The 16,018-nt window shown below is 42.4% G+C and carries 11 protein-coding genes and 1 pseudogene; 8 read left to right on the plus strand and 4 right to left on the minus strand.

The annotated features are described in order from the left end of the window. Window positions 1-121: 121 nt before the first annotated feature. Genes L884_RS21950 through L884_RS0110395 form a run of 3 tightly spaced genes read left to right on the plus strand, consistent with a single transcriptional unit; the run spans window position 122 to window position 1,173 of the window. Entirely contained in the window at window positions 122-373 is a 252-nt protein-coding gene (locus L884_RS21950; RefSeq protein WP_037410788.1) for a hypothetical protein, read from the plus strand. Window positions 374-381: 8 nt separating this feature from the next. Next, window positions 382-885, plus strand: coding sequence for a superoxide dismutase, Ni (sodN, locus tag L884_RS0110390; RefSeq protein WP_028767449.1), 504 nt, complete (start codon window positions 382-384; stop codon window positions 883-885). Then, complete coding sequence (locus tag L884_RS0110395) at window positions 886-1,173, plus strand: S24/S26 family peptidase (protein WP_028767450.1); 288 nt, start codon at window positions 886-888, stop codon at window positions 1,171-1,173. An 81-nt stretch (window positions 1,174-1,254) separates the two neighbouring features. Here L884_RS0110395 and L884_RS0110400 read toward each other — a convergent pair whose 3' ends face one another. Together L884_RS0110400 and gltB are read right to left on the minus strand one after the other, a co-directional pair. Continuing rightward, entirely contained in the window at window positions 1,255-2,664 is a 1,410-nt protein-coding gene (locus L884_RS0110400; protein WP_028767451.1) for an FAD-dependent oxidoreductase, read from the minus strand. Window positions 2,665-2,670: 6 nt separating this feature from the next. Continuing rightward, entirely contained in the window at window positions 2,671-7,119 is a 4,449-nt protein-coding gene (gene gltB / locus L884_RS0110405; protein WP_028767452.1) for a glutamate synthase large subunit, read from the minus strand. A 511-nt stretch (window positions 7,120-7,630) separates the two neighbouring features. Between gltB and mnmL the strand changes: the two genes are divergently transcribed. The 3 genes from mnmL to oxyR all read left to right on the plus strand — a co-directional run bounded on the left by mnmL (window position 7,631) and on the right by oxyR (window position 10,520). Continuing rightward, window positions 7,631-8,554 carry a tRNA modification radical SAM protein MnmL/YtqA gene (gene mnmL, locus L884_RS0110410; protein WP_028767453.1) on the plus strand — a complete coding sequence of 308 codons (924 nt, stop codon included), beginning with the start codon at window positions 7,631-7,633 and terminating at the stop codon, window positions 8,552-8,554. 204 nt (window positions 8,555-8,758) lie between these two features. After that, window positions 8,759-9,124, plus strand: coding sequence for an Hpt domain-containing protein (locus L884_RS0110415; RefSeq protein ID WP_028767454.1), 366 nt, complete (start codon window positions 8,759-8,761; stop codon window positions 9,122-9,124). A 481-nt stretch (window positions 9,125-9,605) separates the two neighbouring features. Beyond that, window positions 9,606-10,520: a hydrogen peroxide-inducible genes transcriptional activator OxyR gene (oxyR, locus tag L884_RS0110420; RefSeq protein WP_028767455.1), complete on the plus strand. Its 915-nt coding sequence runs from the start codon at window positions 9,606-9,608 to the stop codon at window positions 10,518-10,520. Between the two features lie 39 nt (window positions 10,521-10,559). Here oxyR and L884_RS0110425 read toward each other — a convergent pair whose 3' ends face one another. Together L884_RS0110425 and mutH are read right to left on the minus strand one after the other, a co-directional pair. After that, on the minus strand, window positions 10,560-11,636 hold the full coding sequence (locus L884_RS0110425) for an adenylate/guanylate cyclase domain-containing protein (RefSeq protein ID WP_028767456.1): 1,077 nt from the start codon (window positions 11,634-11,636) through the stop codon (window positions 10,560-10,562). A gap of 125 nt (window positions 11,637-11,761) precedes the next feature. Beyond that, on the minus strand, window positions 11,762-12,433 hold the full coding sequence (mutH, locus tag L884_RS0110430; RefSeq protein WP_028767457.1) for a DNA mismatch repair endonuclease MutH: 672 nt from the start codon (window positions 12,431-12,433) through the stop codon (window positions 11,762-11,764). A 699-nt stretch (window positions 12,434-13,132) separates the two neighbouring features. Here mutH and rppH point away from each other — a divergent pair. Both rppH and ptsP read left to right on the plus strand, forming a co-directional pair. Further along, the gene (gene rppH / locus L884_RS0110435; protein ID WP_028767458.1) at window positions 13,133-13,654 is read left to right on the plus strand and encodes an RNA pyrophosphohydrolase; all 522 of its coding nucleotides are present in this window, start codon (window positions 13,133-13,135) and stop codon (window positions 13,652-13,654) included. A gap of 19 nt (window positions 13,655-13,673) precedes the next feature. Next, a pseudogene (gene ptsP, locus L884_RS21955) lies at window positions 13,674-15,906 on the plus strand (phosphoenolpyruvate--protein phosphotransferase). Window positions 15,907-16,018 lie beyond the last annotated feature (112 nt).

Consider the following 16,018-nt stretch of genomic DNA (forward strand, 5'->3'; position numbering starts at 1 on the left):
AGAAAATAGGTATGCGACAAACATCGTTGCATTAGCTTAAGCAATTTGAGTCTCCTTTTGAGAAACAATTATTACCCACCAAACTTTTAGGTATAGGACTAACTTGATTAAAGGAATAGTTATGTTGAAACAAGTAATGCTAACCACACTTGCTGGTGCCACCAGTGTTATGTCAACTGCCGTGATAGCACATCCCGGACATGATCATAATGCTGAGTCAGCAAATCTGCTTCACTTGTTATGGGTGATGCCAATTGTATTAGCTGGGGTTATTGTGACTAAGTTACTTACAGATAACTTGCGCAGAAAAAAGCTGCAGAGGCGTCAAGCAAATGAAGCAAACTCAGCATGTAATCAGTACAAGTCGCAATAGGAGTAACCATGTTAGCTAAGATCTTGAATCAAATCGACAGTCGAGCTCCTTTTGCTACTGTTGCAGCTCACTGCGATATTCCATGTAAGATTTATGACCCCATTACTGCGCAGCTAGCGGTATTAACTATGATACGTATGGTGGACTTACTAGAAGAAATGCCAGAGTTTGACAAAATGAGCAGTAATCAACAGGCACAATTTGTTCGGCTTATTGCAGAAAAAGAATCGCATGGTCATAAAGTAAAAGATGAAGTGCGTGTTATATGGGGCGATTATATTAAGCAACCACAACTTGATAGTTATCCAGAATTACATCAGCTTGTACATAACATCATGCTGTTAGCCTCAAAAGCTAAGCAGCATATAGACCGAGAAGTAACCTTAGCTTTGCTAGATAAAGTTAATCGCTTTGCTGAGATCTTTTGGTTGAGCAAAGGTATAGCTGTTTATGTTGCAACTAGCCCTTATCCACCGGCTGAAAAATTGGTTTACCCAAAGCTTGGGGCTTAAATGTTTGGATTTAGCTTTAATAGAGTCGCTGGGGACAGTATGTTCCCTCGACTAAAAAACGGCAACTTTGTGCTGTTATCAGAACATTTTGATAAGCAGAAATTGCAGGCTGGAGACATGTTGAAATTATTGCATCCGCGCTATGGCTATATGGTCAAAACACTGGTTGGGATTGATCATAGTGGTTGGTTCTGGTTTAAAGGTGAGAATAAACATAGTGTGTCAATTAATGATATTGGGCCAATTGCTGCACAGCAAATTAAGAGTAAAGTGATTTTTGTTTGCTAAAGCTGTGGGACTTTAGACAAAAAAAGCGCCTCTTTCGAAGCGCAATTCACAAGCAAGCTTTACGATTAATGAGTCGAGAGGTTAATCTTCTAGGTAGTTTAATATTCCCATCGCCGCGTCACGACCTTCGGCTATCGCAGTCACCACTAGATCAGAACCACGTACCATATCACCGCCAGCAAACACTTTTGGGTTACTGGTTTGGAATGGGTTTTCCGCGACTTTAGCTGCTTTTACTAAGCCCCATTCATTTAACTCTATGTTGTGCTCTCCGAGCCACTTGGCAGGGCTAGGCTGGAAACCAAAAGCAATAATAATAGCGTCGGCTTCAAGGCATTGCTCACTGCCTTCAATAGGCTGCGGGCGACGACGACCACTTTCATCAGGCTCACCAAGTTGGGTTTCGATACATTCGATAGCCACAACTTTGCCATCTTCAGTTCTTATTTCACTTGGCTGGCGATTAAATAAAAATTCGACGCCTTCTTCACGAGCATTTTGCACTTCCCGGCGTGAACCTGGCATGTTTTCCTCATCGCGTCGATAAGCACAGGTCACTTGGGTTGCGCCTTGACGTACTGCTGTTCGAACACAGTCCATTGCGGTGTCACCGCCACCAAGTACAACGACTCGCTTACCTTTAAGGCTCAGGTATGGATTGTCGCTACACTCAGTACCCATCACATTGTGTGTATTACCAATAAGATAAGGCAGGGCTTGATGAACGCCAGTCGCATCTTCACCGGGAAGATTTGCCTTCATTGCGGTGTAGGTTCCCATTCCTAAGAACACGGCATCATATTGTTCGAGCAAGTCATTAAAATCGATGTCTTTACCGACAGCGATACCAAGTTTAAATTCAATCCCCATGCCTTCAAGCACGTTACGACGGATCTGCATCACCTCTTTATCGAGCTTGAATGATGGTATGCCATAAGTGAGCAGGCCACCTATCTGTTGGTTCTTGTCAAACACGACAGCGTTAACGCCGTTGCGGGCTAATATGTCGGCACAACCAAGACCTGCAGGGCCTGCACCTACAATTGCAACTCGCTCTTTACGTGGTGTAACCTTTGACATATCAGGACGCCAGCCCTGAGAGATAGCGGTATCTGTTATGTATTTCTCAACATTACCAATGGTGACAGCACCGAACTCTTCGTTAAGAGTACAGGCACCTTCACAGAGTCTATCTTGCGGACATACTCGACCACAGATCTCTGGTAGCGTATTGGTTTCATGTACTAGATCTGCCGCTTCCATAATACGACCTTGCTTAGCAAGCTGCAGCCAGTTGGGGATGTAATTATGTAGTGGGCATTTCCATTCACAGTAGGGGTTACCGCAATCTAAACACCGATCAGCCTGCTCTTTTACCTGTGGCTGGGCGAAAGGCTGATATATCTCAATGAATTGAGTCGCACGTTGCTTAGCTGCATGCTTAGTTGGATCTTTACGACCAACTTCGATAAATTGAAAATCATTGCTCATCTTGTATTACCCCGCTCTGACTGCTAGTGCAGGTTCTGATTGTTCTAATTTAAGTAGGTCATTTAGCTCAACATTTTTTGGTTTTACCAATACAAAGCAATCGATCCAGTTTTCAAAATCGCTAAGGATCATTTTGGCATGCTCACTATTGGTTTCTTTTACGTGCTGCTCAATAAGCTCTCGTAAATGTTGCTGCTGAATAGGCGCTTGTACTTTGTGGGTATCGACCATTTCAGTGTTGACGCGGCGATTAAAGCGACCAAATTGGTCAAACACATAGGCGAAGCCGCCTGTCATTCCTGCGCCGAAGTTAACCCCGGTTTTACCGAGTACAACAACGATGCCGCCTGTCATATATTCACAGCCGTTATCACCTAAGCCTTCGACAACTGCGATTGCGCCTGAGTTACGTACAGCGAAGCGTTCGCCAGCTTGTCCTGAAGCAAATAGTTTGCCGCCAGAGGCACCGTAAAGGCAGGTGTTACCTAAGATAGCTGAACGCTCTGACTTAAATGGGCTACCTAGCTGCGGATATACACAGATCTTACCGCCTGACATGCCTTTACCCACGTAATCATTGGCATCACCACATAGCATTAGCTCAAGACCTGGAGCATTCCACACGCCAAAGCTTTGACCTGCACTGCCGTTAAATTTAAGAGTAATTGGTGCTTTAGCACCGTCGCGACCAATATGGGTTGCAATAAAGCCGGACAAGCTTGCGCCTACGGAGCGGTCAGTATTGTTAATGCTGTAGCTTTGCTCTGCTGCTATACCTGCAAGTACTGCTTCTTGACAATCAGTAACTAGACGTTGGTTTAGCAAACCTTGATCCGATGGCGGATTGATTTCACGCCAAGTCACAGCCGAAGTGTCTGGCACTTTTGGTTGATATAAAATCGGTGCTAGATCTAGCGATTGTTGCTTAGCGGTCTCACCCTCAATTGTGGCTAGCCAGTCGCTACGGCCTACTAGCTGCTCAAATTCAGTGACACCTAAATCGGCCATATACTCACGGATCTCTTGCGCTACGAACTCAAAATAAGTCATCACACGTTCTGGTAAACCATGGTAGTGCTCGTTTCGCAACTTTTGATTTTGTGTTGCGACCCCAGTTGCACAGTTATTAAGGTGACAAATTCGCAGGTATTTACATCCGAGCGCGATCATAGGTACGGTACCGAAACCAAAACTTTCAGCGCCAAGTAAGGCTGCTTTTATTACATCTTTACCGGTTTTGAGACCACCATCTACCTGTAAGCGAATTTTATGACGTAGGCCGTTTTCAACTAAAGCTTGGTGCACTTCAGCAAGGCCTAGCTCCCATGGACTGCCAGCATATTTTACTGAGGTAATAGGGCTTGCACCTGTACCACCGTCATAACCTGAGATAGTGATCATGTCGGCGTATGCCTTAGCCACACCTGTGGCAATGGTGCCAACACCAGGCTCTGATACCAGTTTGACTGATACTAAGGCCTTTGGATTAATCTGTTTTAAATCAAAGATTAGCTGGGCTAAATCTTCAATTGAGTAGATATCATGGTGCGGAGGTGGTGAAATCAAGGTGACCCCTGGGCGAGCGTTACGTAGCGCCGCAATTTCAACACTCACCTTATCACCGGGCAATTGACCGCCTTCACCGGGCTTGGCACCTTGGGCGACTTTGATCTGTAATACTTCAGCATTCACTAAGTAATGTGCAGTTACACCAAATCGTCCAGACGCGATCTGCTTAATTGCAGAGTTGCCTTCGCTATTAAAGCGGCGTGGATCTTCTCCGCCTTCACCTGAGTTTGAACGGCCACCTAAGCGGTTCATGGCAACAGCTAATGCTTCATGTGCTTCAGGGCTCAATGCTCCGATACTCATTGCTGCGCTGTCAAAGCGAGGGTATAAGCTGTTTGCTGCTTCAACTTTGCTTATATCAACGGGGGCGTGCTCGCTTTTGACGTTAATTAAATCGCGAAGCGTTGCAACCGGCCTGTTGTCAACCAGCTCGGTAAAGCGCTTATAACTTGGATAGTCTTGGTCACGTAAACTAGCTTGCAATGTATTAACCACATCTGGGTTAAAACAGTGGTATTCACCGCCTTCCACGTACTTTAATAGACCGCCTTGGTTTAATGGTTGGTGGGCTCTGAACGCATGCTTATGCAGTAAAATCTGATCTTGCTCAATAAGGTCAAAAGTCGCGCCTTGAATACGACTTACCACGCCATTGAAGCAAAGCTCAACCACTTCATCAGCTAAACCTATCGCTTCAAATTGCTGGCTACAGCGATAAGAGGCTACGGTGCTAATCCCCATTTTGGACATGATCTTACGCAGACCTTTGTCTATACCTTGACGGAAGTTAAGCATTAAATCACGAGTGTTGCTGACGCCATTACGTTGGGCAAGATCTGAAATGCATTCATACACTAGGTATGGATAAATAGCGGTTGCACCAAAACCTAATAATACCGCAAAGTGGTGGGGGTCTCGGGCTGATGCTGTTTCAACAATAATATTGGTATCACAGCGTAGACTATTATTAACCAGTACTTGTTGTACAGCACCGACCGCCATTGCTGCTGGAATAACTTGCTTTGATTTTGCAGTAGCTCGGTCGGATAATACGAGTAATGTTGTCCCCGAGCGTGCTAGGCGTTCAGCTTCATCACAAATGCGTTTTAGTGCAGCTTCAAGGCCTTCATTGAGGTTATAGTTTAAGTCAACGGTGTTGGCACGATAGTATGTGCTATCTAGAGCCATTAGCTGGTTAAAATCACTAAATAGCAGTACCGGTGAATTAAACATCACTCGATATGCGTGACCAGTAGTTTCGTTAAATAGGTTCTGCTCTCGACCTGCACAAGTCGTTAACGACATAACGTGTTTTTCACGCAGAGGGTCGATTGGTGGGTTAGTGACCTGAGCAAACTTTTGACGGAAATAGTCATAAATAGTGCGCGACTTTTTCGACAACACGGCCATTGGTGTATCATCACCCATTGAGCCAGTTGCTTCTTCGCCTTTTTGCGCGAGCACCCAAATCACTTGTTCGAGTTCTTCACGAGAATAGCCAAAGTGCTTTTGATACTGCAGTAATTGTGCGTTATCAAACTCACGTTTGCCTTGCTCTGTTGGGCCAAACTCTTCGGCAGGGACCAATACTTTGCTGTGCTTTGCCATCCACTGTTTATAAGGGTGGCGACGTTTTAAGTCGTTATCGATTTCAAATGACGAATATAATTGACCATTGAGTGTGTCTAACACTAACAACTCACCAGGGCCCACACGACCTTTTTCAATGACTTCATCGGCAGCGTAATCCCAAATACCGACCTCAGATGCTAAGGTTAAGATACGGTCTTTGGTGATAATGTAACGTGATGGACGTAGGCCATTACGATCGACGGCGCATGCTGCGTGACGACCATTGGTCATAACGATACCCGCAGGCCCATCCCAAGGCTCCATATGCATAGAGTTAAAGTCGTAAAATGCTTTTAACTCAGGGTCCATTTCAGGGTTACTTTGCCATGCTGGTGGAATAAGCAAACGCATAGCACGGTAGAGATCCATACCTCCGGCAAGTAACATCTCTAGCATGTTGTCGAGCGATGATGAGTCTGAACCGGTTTCGTTTACAAAAGGTGCAGCTTGCTGCAGGTCCGGTAGTAACGGCGCGTGAAACTTATAAGCTCGAGCTCTTGCCCATTGGCGGTTACAGGTAATGGTATTGATCTCACCATTATGTGCTAAATATCTAAAAGGCTGCGCTAAAGGCCATTTAGGTGAGGTATTGGTTGAAAAGCGCTGATGAAATAAGCAAATGGCGCTCTGCAAACGAATATCGGCGAGATCACTATAAAATGCAGGCAGATCGGCCGGCATCATCAAGCCTTTGTATACGATGACTTGGCCCGAAAGGCTCGCTACGTAGAAATCTTTATCGTGGGTGAGTTGTTGTTCTACTCGGCGTCTAGCCATATATAGACGACGTTCTAGATCTTTTTCGCGCCAGCCGATTGGTGCATTAATAAGAACTTGCACGATTTGTGGCTGACTAGCTTTACCAATTTCACCCAGAACTTCTGTATTGACTGGCACATCTCGCCAACCGGCAACACTTAAGGTTTCTTTTTGTAGCTCTTGCTCTAATAGTTGTTTGGTTTGGGCTGCCAAAATGGCATCTTGGCTCAGGAAAAGCATTCCTACAGCAAAGCGGCGACTTAAGTGCCAGTCATTTTCTTCTGCAATGGCTTTAAAAAAATTTATAGGTAACTGCATTAACAGACCGCAGCCGTCACCTGTACGACCATCTGCTGCAATTCCACCACGATGCTTCATGCGGTCTAAGCCGTGGATTGCTGTACGTACAATACGATGGCTTGGCTCACCGTCCATTTGGGCGATTAAGCCAAACCCACAATTGTCTCGCTCGAAACTTGGATGATATAAGCTCATGACTACACTCCCTAAACTTCTACTGATACCACTCGGGAGATAAAGCAAAAAATATATATAGATATGCACCCGAATCATTCAAATTAACCTCAAGTTTGATAAAGGTCAAACCTAAATATTGCATAAAAAATAACTAATAATCGTCGTTTCATACACTTGTAATGACAGCTTTACCTTAACGTAAACTGTAAATTGTTGTGTATAACCTTATGAATAAAAAGAATTTTAAAATTTACTTTTTATTTGTGTTGTTTTTTTGTAACAAGAGGGCTGATTGTATCGGTTTTGCGTAAAGTGATTTTTCTTGCAGATACAGTGAAATGATAATCACTTTTCGTTGTGACTATTTATTCACAATAACTATTATTGTGAATCTGCTTTCTGTCAAAGGCCTGCAGTTTTTGAAGTTATTTGTAGGGAATTGTATTTACGTTATTTGAGCTAGCGCTAATTAATGTATTTCATTACTGGATAAAATAGCGCAAATTTTGAAGCTAGGTAGATAGAAGAGTTGGGACTGGATAGTTACGTTAATACCTTTGGCAGCGTTTGCAAACAAAAGTACGGTGAGCGGATCCGTAAATTGACCATTGATGCTAAGTTCACATGCCCAAACCGCGATGGTACTTTGGGTAAAGGAGGCTGTACATATTGTAATGTGGCCTCATTTAGTCATGAGCATAAAACTGAACTGTCTATCCAAGAGCAGCTTGCGCAGGGGCGTGAGCGCTTGTCGACTAAATCTTCAAAGTACATAGCTTATTTTCAGGCTTATACAAGTACTTATGATGAGTATTTAATCCTCAAGCAAAAGTATGATGAGGCGGTTCAAGATACAGATATTGTAGGTCTCTGTGTTGGTACGCGTCCCGATTGTGTACCAGATGAAGTACTTGAGCTACTTGTTGGCTACCAAAATGATGGGGTTGATGTATGGCTTGAGCTTGGCTTGCAATCCGCAAACGACTTGACCTTGAAAAAAATTAATCGAGGTCACACATTTGCTGCCTATGAAGATACTGTGAAGCGTGCGCGTCGTTTAGGCATAAAAGTATGTACCCACTTAATTTTAGGTCTGCCAGGAGAAGAACATGCTGACTATTTGCAAACATTGCAAAAAGTACTAGCTGTTGGAGTCGACGGCCTTAAATTACACCCTTTGCATATTGTAGAGGGGAGCACTATGGCTAAAGCGTGGCGCAATGGCAAAATGCAGCTACTCGAGCTTGAAAGCTATGCTTATAGTGTTGGAGAGTTAATTCGACATACGCCTAAAGAGGTTATTTTTCATCGAGTTACGGCTTATGCGAAAAAGCCGATGTTGTTAGGACCTGACTGGTGTGCTTATCGTTGGAATGGGCTAGTCGCTATTGTTGATGATTTAGAGCAAAAAGGTGGTCAGGGTAAATACTTGGAAAATCCACTTAAGCTGTAAGGATTTATGAGCATAAAAGTGGACATAGTGTCGTAAATAGAGTCGATAATAAGTCATATCGGTTGTTTTTAAGTTGCTAAATAGTTAAATTTAGGCGAATTTTAACCTCATATGCTACTAGTTGTTGCGCCTTAGAATTTAGCGGGTATTATGTGGTAAAATCGATTTTTGTATACACGTGGCAATTTTTTGAGAGGTGCCTAAATGGCAACAGCTGAATTAGAATCAATTTTAGATCTTAATACACTTGAGCAGTATTGCAGTGCAATCGGTGCTGGCACGCTGCTTAAAAGCGTTGTCTTATTTGAACAATTAATGCCAGAGTATATTGGTAATTTGGTGAGCGCTCATGAAGCAAACGACAAAGATACCCTTTGTAGTGAAGCTCACAAGTTCAAAGGTGCTGCAGGTTCGGTAGGTTTAAAGCGCATTCAGCAGTTTGCTCAGTTATTGCAACATGGCGAAGAAGCGGCTTGGGAACAAGAGCATGCGGCCTGGTTGAATGAGATTGTTGAGTTTGGTTCGAAAGACTTGCAACAACTGAAAGAATACTTAGAGTCTAAAGCATAATCGCGACAGACTATCTAAATAGCGCAGTAAGAGTTTCTCTACTGCGCTATTTTTTTATCTATTGTTTACTCATTATACCAATTAGTATAAGAAGTTGATCTACTCAGAGCGATTTTGGCAAACTAATTCAAGGTGAATAACTGAAAGAATGGTTGCTCCCTTGTGAAGTTATTCAACGCTGAAGTAGGCAGCCAAAAGCGCTCCAGAATGGCGAGTTTTAGCGGCTCAGATCCTGCGACTCTTGATAATCAAAGAGGAAGCTTGAACCTAGTTTCACTATGCTCTTCACTCGTTGCCTTGTCTCAGTGCCGCTAAATTCTCGCTGAGCGACCAAATCTTTATACTAATTGGTATTAAACTGTTTTCTGTCTGTTTTTGACTCAGTTCACAAACTATTGTTGCTAATTCACAGTTAAGTTAGCGAATTATGATAGAGTTAGATTGAACGATTAGATAAATTCTGTCATTGGTAATCTATTTTATGAAACATCTACCTAGTCTAAAAAATCTGTTCTATTTGGTGAATTTGCATCAAGAACAGAACTTCAACCGTGCAGCAAAGATATGCCATGTGAGCCAGTCAACATTATCAAGTGGCATTCAAAATCTGGAAGAGCAGTTAGGCCATCAATTAATTGAACGTGATCATAAGTCGTTTATCTTTACTGCAATTGGTGAAGAGGTGGTAATGCGCTCGCGCAAGCTATTAACTGACGTAGACGATCTGGTTGAGTTAGTAAAACACCAAGGCGAGCCGATGACTGGTGAGATTAGGTTAGGTTGTATCCCTACTATTGCGCCATTCTTATTGAGTAATGTTGTTCAGCACTGTAAGCAGCTTTATCCCGATTTAACGCTATTTTTAAAAGAAGATACCACAGATCGTCTAATTGATGCGTTAGGTAAAGGCGAGCTAGATCTATTACTATTAGCTCTCCCAGTTGATACCAGTGGCTTTCATAGCATGAAGGTAGGTATCGATCCATTTAAGATGGTTGTGCATAAAGATCTCACAGATGAGATCCATGAGCCTATTGATTATCAAGAACTACCAGATGAAAGTATATTCTTACTGCAAGCAGAGCATTGCATTACTGGCCATGCGATTTCAGCATGTCAGTTAGGTGAAAGTGAAAAGATTAATCCATTTGCAGCAACTAGTTTGCACACTTTAGTGCAGATGGTTAATTGTAAACTCGGGACCACTTTTCTACCGCAAATGGCAATTGATGCTGGCATTTTAAATAATACTGACTTAACGACTATGGCGCCTCCGGGTGATACGCCATACCGTGATATAGGTCTTGTTTGGCGTCAAACCTCTAGTCGTATTTTGACTTTCAGAACCTTAGGACTAGAGATCCAGAAGCTATTAGATCAAGTTGATGATTTATAAGATTTAGTTCAATAGCGAAGCCGATATGAAAATATCGGCTTATTGAGGAGCTTTTGGGGTGACGCCAAACACTTCAATTGAATGTTGTTTGCCTTTTAATTTTATCGGGCCCAAGCTATTGAGTTGATATTGTGAGTCATTATTTTCTAAGCGTGATTGCAATGAACCAGAGATCAACATACGTTGTCCTAGTGGGTTACATTGATCTTGAAGTCTAGCTAAGGTGTTCAAGACATCACTAAAGAAGCTGATCTCCTGTTTTTGCACACCGACAACCGCAGCGACAACTTGGCCACAATGAGCCGCAGCTTTAAATTTTGGTACAAAGCCGTACTGCTCTTCGAAATATTGTCTTTGCCAACTGAGTTGTTGGCTAAATTCATGGTAAATATTAAAGCATCTATCTTCTTTAATACCGTCTTTTAAAGGCCAGTGAATCAGTACCGCATCTCCCATGTAGCGATAAATTTCGGCTTCGTTGTTTGTAACTGTATCAGCTAGCAAGCTAAAACTATCTTGAATTAAGCGGCTAAAACGATAATCACCTAAAGATTCTGCGTGTGTCGTTGAGGCAACCATGTCTAAGTATAAGAATAAACGTTGCTCATACCTTGGCTTGTGATATTTGCCTAAACCTATATTCAATAGTACTCGAGGCCCGACCAAGAGCGCCATTTGCTCGATAAATGCTAAACCTACACGTACCACAACAAGGTAGACAATGAGTGCTTGGAATGAAGGGCTATACAATATGTGTGCAGTCAGCATTTGACGTAGAGTCGTCATATGATTCTCAATCGCCCACATATTGAGATACTGAGTGATATACGCCAGCGTTGTAGCGCCTAGCAGTAAGAATAACCCTTTAAAAACAACCGAGAATACATAAGGTAAACGATTGATTGCACTAAAATCTGCAATCAAATTCGACATCCAGTGTAAGCTGCCGAATATAATTCCCATATAAATTGAAAGCGTCGCTAAATCAGCGGAACCAATGGCCCACTGTGGAAGTTCCGGAGTTTGCGCGTATCGGAAAAATACGAAAGCCGCCATGGCGGAAGTCCAAGCGAATATAGCAAAGGTTAATTTCTTCGCCTGTATACGTGCTTTCACTTTTAAAGGGGTATCCAAATGCTACTTGTTTTTAGGAGGCGCTAGTTTATAGAAAATCCCCCTACTTTTACCAGTAGTATTTGTGATCTAAGTCAAATGAGTGTGACATTTGGTACAAAAATAACTCAAAGTAGCTGTGAAAGTATTTTTTGGGTGAACTGGGTCTTCAAATAAAAGCCTCTAGGATTAGTTTGAGTAAGCTGTCCATCTTGACCAATGCTATCGGTGAGTACCTGACTATTGGCAGCTTTTGGTCTAAGTTGTAACACTTCACCATGGCGAGCTGTAACCTTATCAACTTGACCCATAGCGATAAACTCCATTATTTCTTCCCAATCTTGTTGCAGTTGTTGGCTTTCTTCTGCAGATGGCCTCCACAAAATTGGTGAGCCAACTTGTCGATTCGCGAGTGGAATATCTCGATCTCCTTGCACGGGGATCCACAGAACTTGTTGCAACTTATGGCAAACGACACTTTCCTGCCAAGTTAAGCCATGGATATTTGTCAGTGGCGCGACAGTTACGTAGGTTGTTTCAAGTACTTTTCCGGTGCGACTGACTGGAATGGTTTTCAGTTCAACACCTAAGTGAACAAAATCTTGTTCAGGTTTAGAACCAGCCAAAGCACCAAGTTCTAACTCAATAAGTTGCCCAACCCAGCCTTTGTGCCTTTTGAGATCTTTTGGCATTGCTATTTGATGGTGATTAGCAAGCTGACCTAAGGTTAAGCCAGCCATTGAATCTGCGCGGAGCATTAATTCACTAATGCTAGAAGGTGGGTTTATCGATTTTTTCATAGGGCGATTTTAGCTATTTAAACACAGATATCAAATGTGTACAAAAAACAAACTAACGAATAGATAGAGTTGGATAACTTATATGCTAGCAGCTAAGTTTATGAAATAAGTAAGATCTTTCCATTTTACTTTTAATTATTAATCGTTCTTTACGAGTTACTCCTTAGCTTTCCCTGTTTTTCCAACATAGTTATCCACAGTTTTACTGGATAACTTAAATAAAGCGCTGAACTACTGCAATAATTGTGATCTGTCAATGCTATTTTTGCGGCAGTAATTGCTTTTTTTTGCATAAGAATACTTGCGCTTGTGAATAACCGCCTTTCAATATAATGCAAGCAATCGCTTTTAAAATTGGTGGTTAAAAAATAGACGTTATTTATTTGTCGATACAATTGGTTATTTTTATTTTAACTTAAGTGTTTGTAATTAAAGTTTTTATGCTCTATTTTAATGCTGAGGTAAATTTAATAAACCAATCATAAAATGCTAAGTTATTCGACTTTAACTGAGTTTCCAACAGAGATATCCACAGTTTTTGTGGATATCATTGTGACTTATCATTAGCGTCTGTTGATAAGGTTGAGGTTATAAGCTGTTTTTCTTATTTTATCCAAAGCTTGCTGTGTAACAGATATTTGCCGCCAGACACGCTTTGTGAAACAATCAAACGATTAATAGTTAAAGTTCGGAGTCCATGTGATTGATAGTGACGGCTTTCGTGCAAATGTGGGCATCATTATCTGTAATCGCTTTGGGCAGGTTATGTGGGCAAGGCGTTTTGGCCAACATTCCTGGCAATTTCCTCAAGGTGGCGTTGACGATGGAGAGTCAGCAGAAGCGGCCATGTATCGAGAGTTATATGAAGAAGTAGGATTAAAGCCAGAACATGTGCAAATTCTAACATCTACCCGATCATGGTTACGCTATAGACTACCTAAGCGGTTAATCAGACAAGATAGTAAACCCGTGTGTATAGGGCAAAAACAAAAATGGTTTTTGCTACAATTGAAAAGTCCTGAGAATGCGATAGATCTCAATGCAAGTGGTCATCCTGAATTTGATGATTGGCGTTGGGTGAGTTATTGGTATCCAGTGAGACAAGTTGTTTCGTTTAAAAGAGATGTTTACCGTAAAGTAATGAAAGAGTTCGCATCAACGACTTTACCTTTGCAAGTTAAAGAGTCGAATAATAAAAGACGAGGTATGCGTAGAAACTAATTAGATGAGGTTTGCGTTAGTGCTTAAAACACTTAGAGATATCACCCAAGCAGTTGCCCAAGCGCGACTTAAGTTCGGCTTTAGCGCTGCTGGTAACGCAAACTAAACAAGCTATGGCTACAGAGTGTTGCTCTATCTATATAATAGAGGAGCAACAACTGATCCTTTCTGCTACTGACGGACTAGCACAGTCCGCAGTCAACTCAACCAGTTTACCTATCACTCAAGGCTTGGTTGGCCTTGTGGCTCAACGTGAAGAGTCAATCAACCTCGCAGATGCGCCATCTCACCCAAGATTTAAGCTGTTACCAGAAGTTGCTGAAGAAGCTTATAACGCATTTCTTGCAGTTCCTATCGTCTATCAAAAGACGGTTATCGGCGTTTTAGTCGTTCAGCAGATGCAGGCCAGACAATTTAGTGAAGGTGAAGAAGCCTTTTTAATGACCTTGGCCGCTCAGCTTGCTGTTGCCATTAAAGGGTTAACTAACAAAATACAGTCTGTGGGTGGCTTGCAGCAGCGCTACTATACAGGTAAACAGGCTTCGAAAGGGATAGCTATCGCCCAAGCATTGGTGCTAGGTGGTCAATTATCCTTTGATTTGCTAGAGCTAAAAGCTAACTCAACTAAAGAGGAAGAGTTGCGATTACAAGCTGCAATGAGCCACTGTAAAGACACTTTAATCAGCTTATCTCAGCGTTTTGATCGTGAAAAAGATGAAGAGGCCGCGTCCATCTTTAAAGCATTATTGCTATTACTGGAAGATGCGAGCCTTGGTGGCGAATACATTAAAGAGGTACGTGCAGGCTGGTGTGCTGAAACTGCGGTTTGTCGGGTATCTAAGCAGTATATTGAACGATTCGGTGCAATGGCCGATCTATATCTCAAAGAGCGTGCTAATGACATTCGTGATCTGGGTCAGCGAGTACTAAGGCAGCTTATTGAGCCTAACAAAATCTTTTTAGAGCCAGAAACCCCGGTTATTTTAATTGCTAAAGAGGCAAGCACTTCATTGCTTGCGGAATTTCCAAGGCAAAAGTTAGCAGGGATTGTAACCGAGTTTGGCGGGGTAAACTCTCATGCCGCTATTTTAGCGCGAGCAATGGGAGTGCCAGCGATAATTGGTGTTAACGGGATTTTAAGCGCCAATATTGAAAAGTCACAGATCATAATAAATGCTAATCGTGGCCAAGTTATCACTGAGCCGTCGGCTTTGGTGTTATTTGAATATCAGAGTTTGTTAGCTGCACAACAAGAGCAGCAAAGGCAATATGCCGCTGAGCTTGCGTTGCAAACTATCACTTTAGATCAGAAGCGTATTTATCTCTATATTAACAGTGGTTTATTAAGTAGCGTTGACTCAGAAACTGGCAGTGACTCTGACGGCATAGGGCTTTATCGCACTGAAATCTTATTTATGCTCAAGCAGTGTTTCCCTGGAGAGATAGAGCAACTTGAAATATACCGTAAAGTGCTAAAGGCAGCGGGCAATAAGCCTGTAGTGATGCGTACTCTTGATGTGGGTGGCGACAAGCCATTGGATTACTTTCCCATTGTTGAAGATAACCCTTTTTTAGGTTGGCGTGGTATTCGATTATCCCTAGATCATCCGGAGTTATTTCTAATTCAATTAAGAGCGATGTTACAGGCTGCTATTGATACTGATCAGCTACATATTTTATTGCCGATGGTTAGTAATCTAGAAGAGATAGATCTATCCCTTATTTACTTAGAACAAGCTTGCCAAGAGTTAACTGCTGAACTGGGGAGGCAGGTTACTATGCCTAAAGTTGGTATCATGCTTGAAGTGCCAGTGCTTTTGTACCAACTTGATGAAGTCGCTGAACGGGTTGACTTTGTCTCCGTGGGCTCAAATGATTTAACCCAATATTTACTTGCTGTGGATCGTAATAACCCAAGTGTGAGCTCACTATTTGATAGCTTGCACCCTGGAGTGCTTAGGGCGCTGAAGTTTGCTGTTGAGCGCTGTAAGGAATATAAACTGCCAATAAGTGTGTGCGGTGAGCTTGCCGGTGAGCCTATCGGAGCAATTTTGCTAGTCGCTATGGGATATGATCAATTAAGCATGAACCAAGCCAGTTTGGCACGGGTTAACTATCTACTGCGCCGAGTGTCGCAGCATGAGTTACAACAATTACTGCAACAGGTGTTGAAACTTAATTGCGCTGAAGATGTGCGCAGTGCCGTTACCGACTATTGTGAGCAAAAAGGTTTGTTAAGTGTGATTAGTTAACCAAATTTATATTTGCTTTCAATTTGCTTCAGCCCAATAAAAACAGGCTTACATGATCCGCAAGTTTTGACGTTATAAGCTTGAACATAACAAACCTTATCGCTAACCCTAT

The sequence above is a fragment of the Shewanella fidelis ATCC BAA-318 genome (genome assembly GCF_000518605.1).
Lineage (GTDB): Bacteria > Pseudomonadota > Gammaproteobacteria > Enterobacterales > Shewanellaceae > Shewanella > Shewanella fidelis.

Bases quoted from the DNA above. Each gene is read 5' to 3' on its own strand.
- L884_RS21950 (WP_037410788.1), top strand. From the start codon at position 122: ATGTTGAAACAAGTAATGCTAACCACACTTGCTGGTGCCACCAGTGTT.
- sodN (WP_028767449.1), top strand. From the start codon at position 382: ATGTTAGCTAAGATCTTGAATCAAATCGACAGTCGAGCTCCTTTTGCT.
- L884_RS0110395 (WP_028767450.1), top strand. From the start codon at position 886: ATGTTTGGATTTAGCTTTAATAGAGTCGCTGGGGACAGTATGTTCCCT.
- L884_RS0110400 (WP_028767451.1), bottom strand. From the start codon at position 2,664: ATGAGCAATGATTTTCAATTTATCGAAGTTGGTCGTAAAGATCCAACT.
- gltB (WP_028767452.1), bottom strand. From the start codon at position 7,119: ATGAGCTTATATCATCCAAGTTTCGAGCGAGACAATTGTGGGTTTGGC.
- L884_RS0110415 (WP_028767454.1), top strand. From the start codon at position 8,759: ATGGCAACAGCTGAATTAGAATCAATTTTAGATCTTAATACACTTGAG.
- oxyR (WP_028767455.1), top strand. From the start codon at position 9,606: ATGAAACATCTACCTAGTCTAAAAAATCTGTTCTATTTGGTGAATTTG.
- mutH (WP_028767457.1), bottom strand. From the start codon at position 12,433: ATGAAAAAATCGATAAACCCACCTTCTAGCATTAGTGAATTAATGCTC.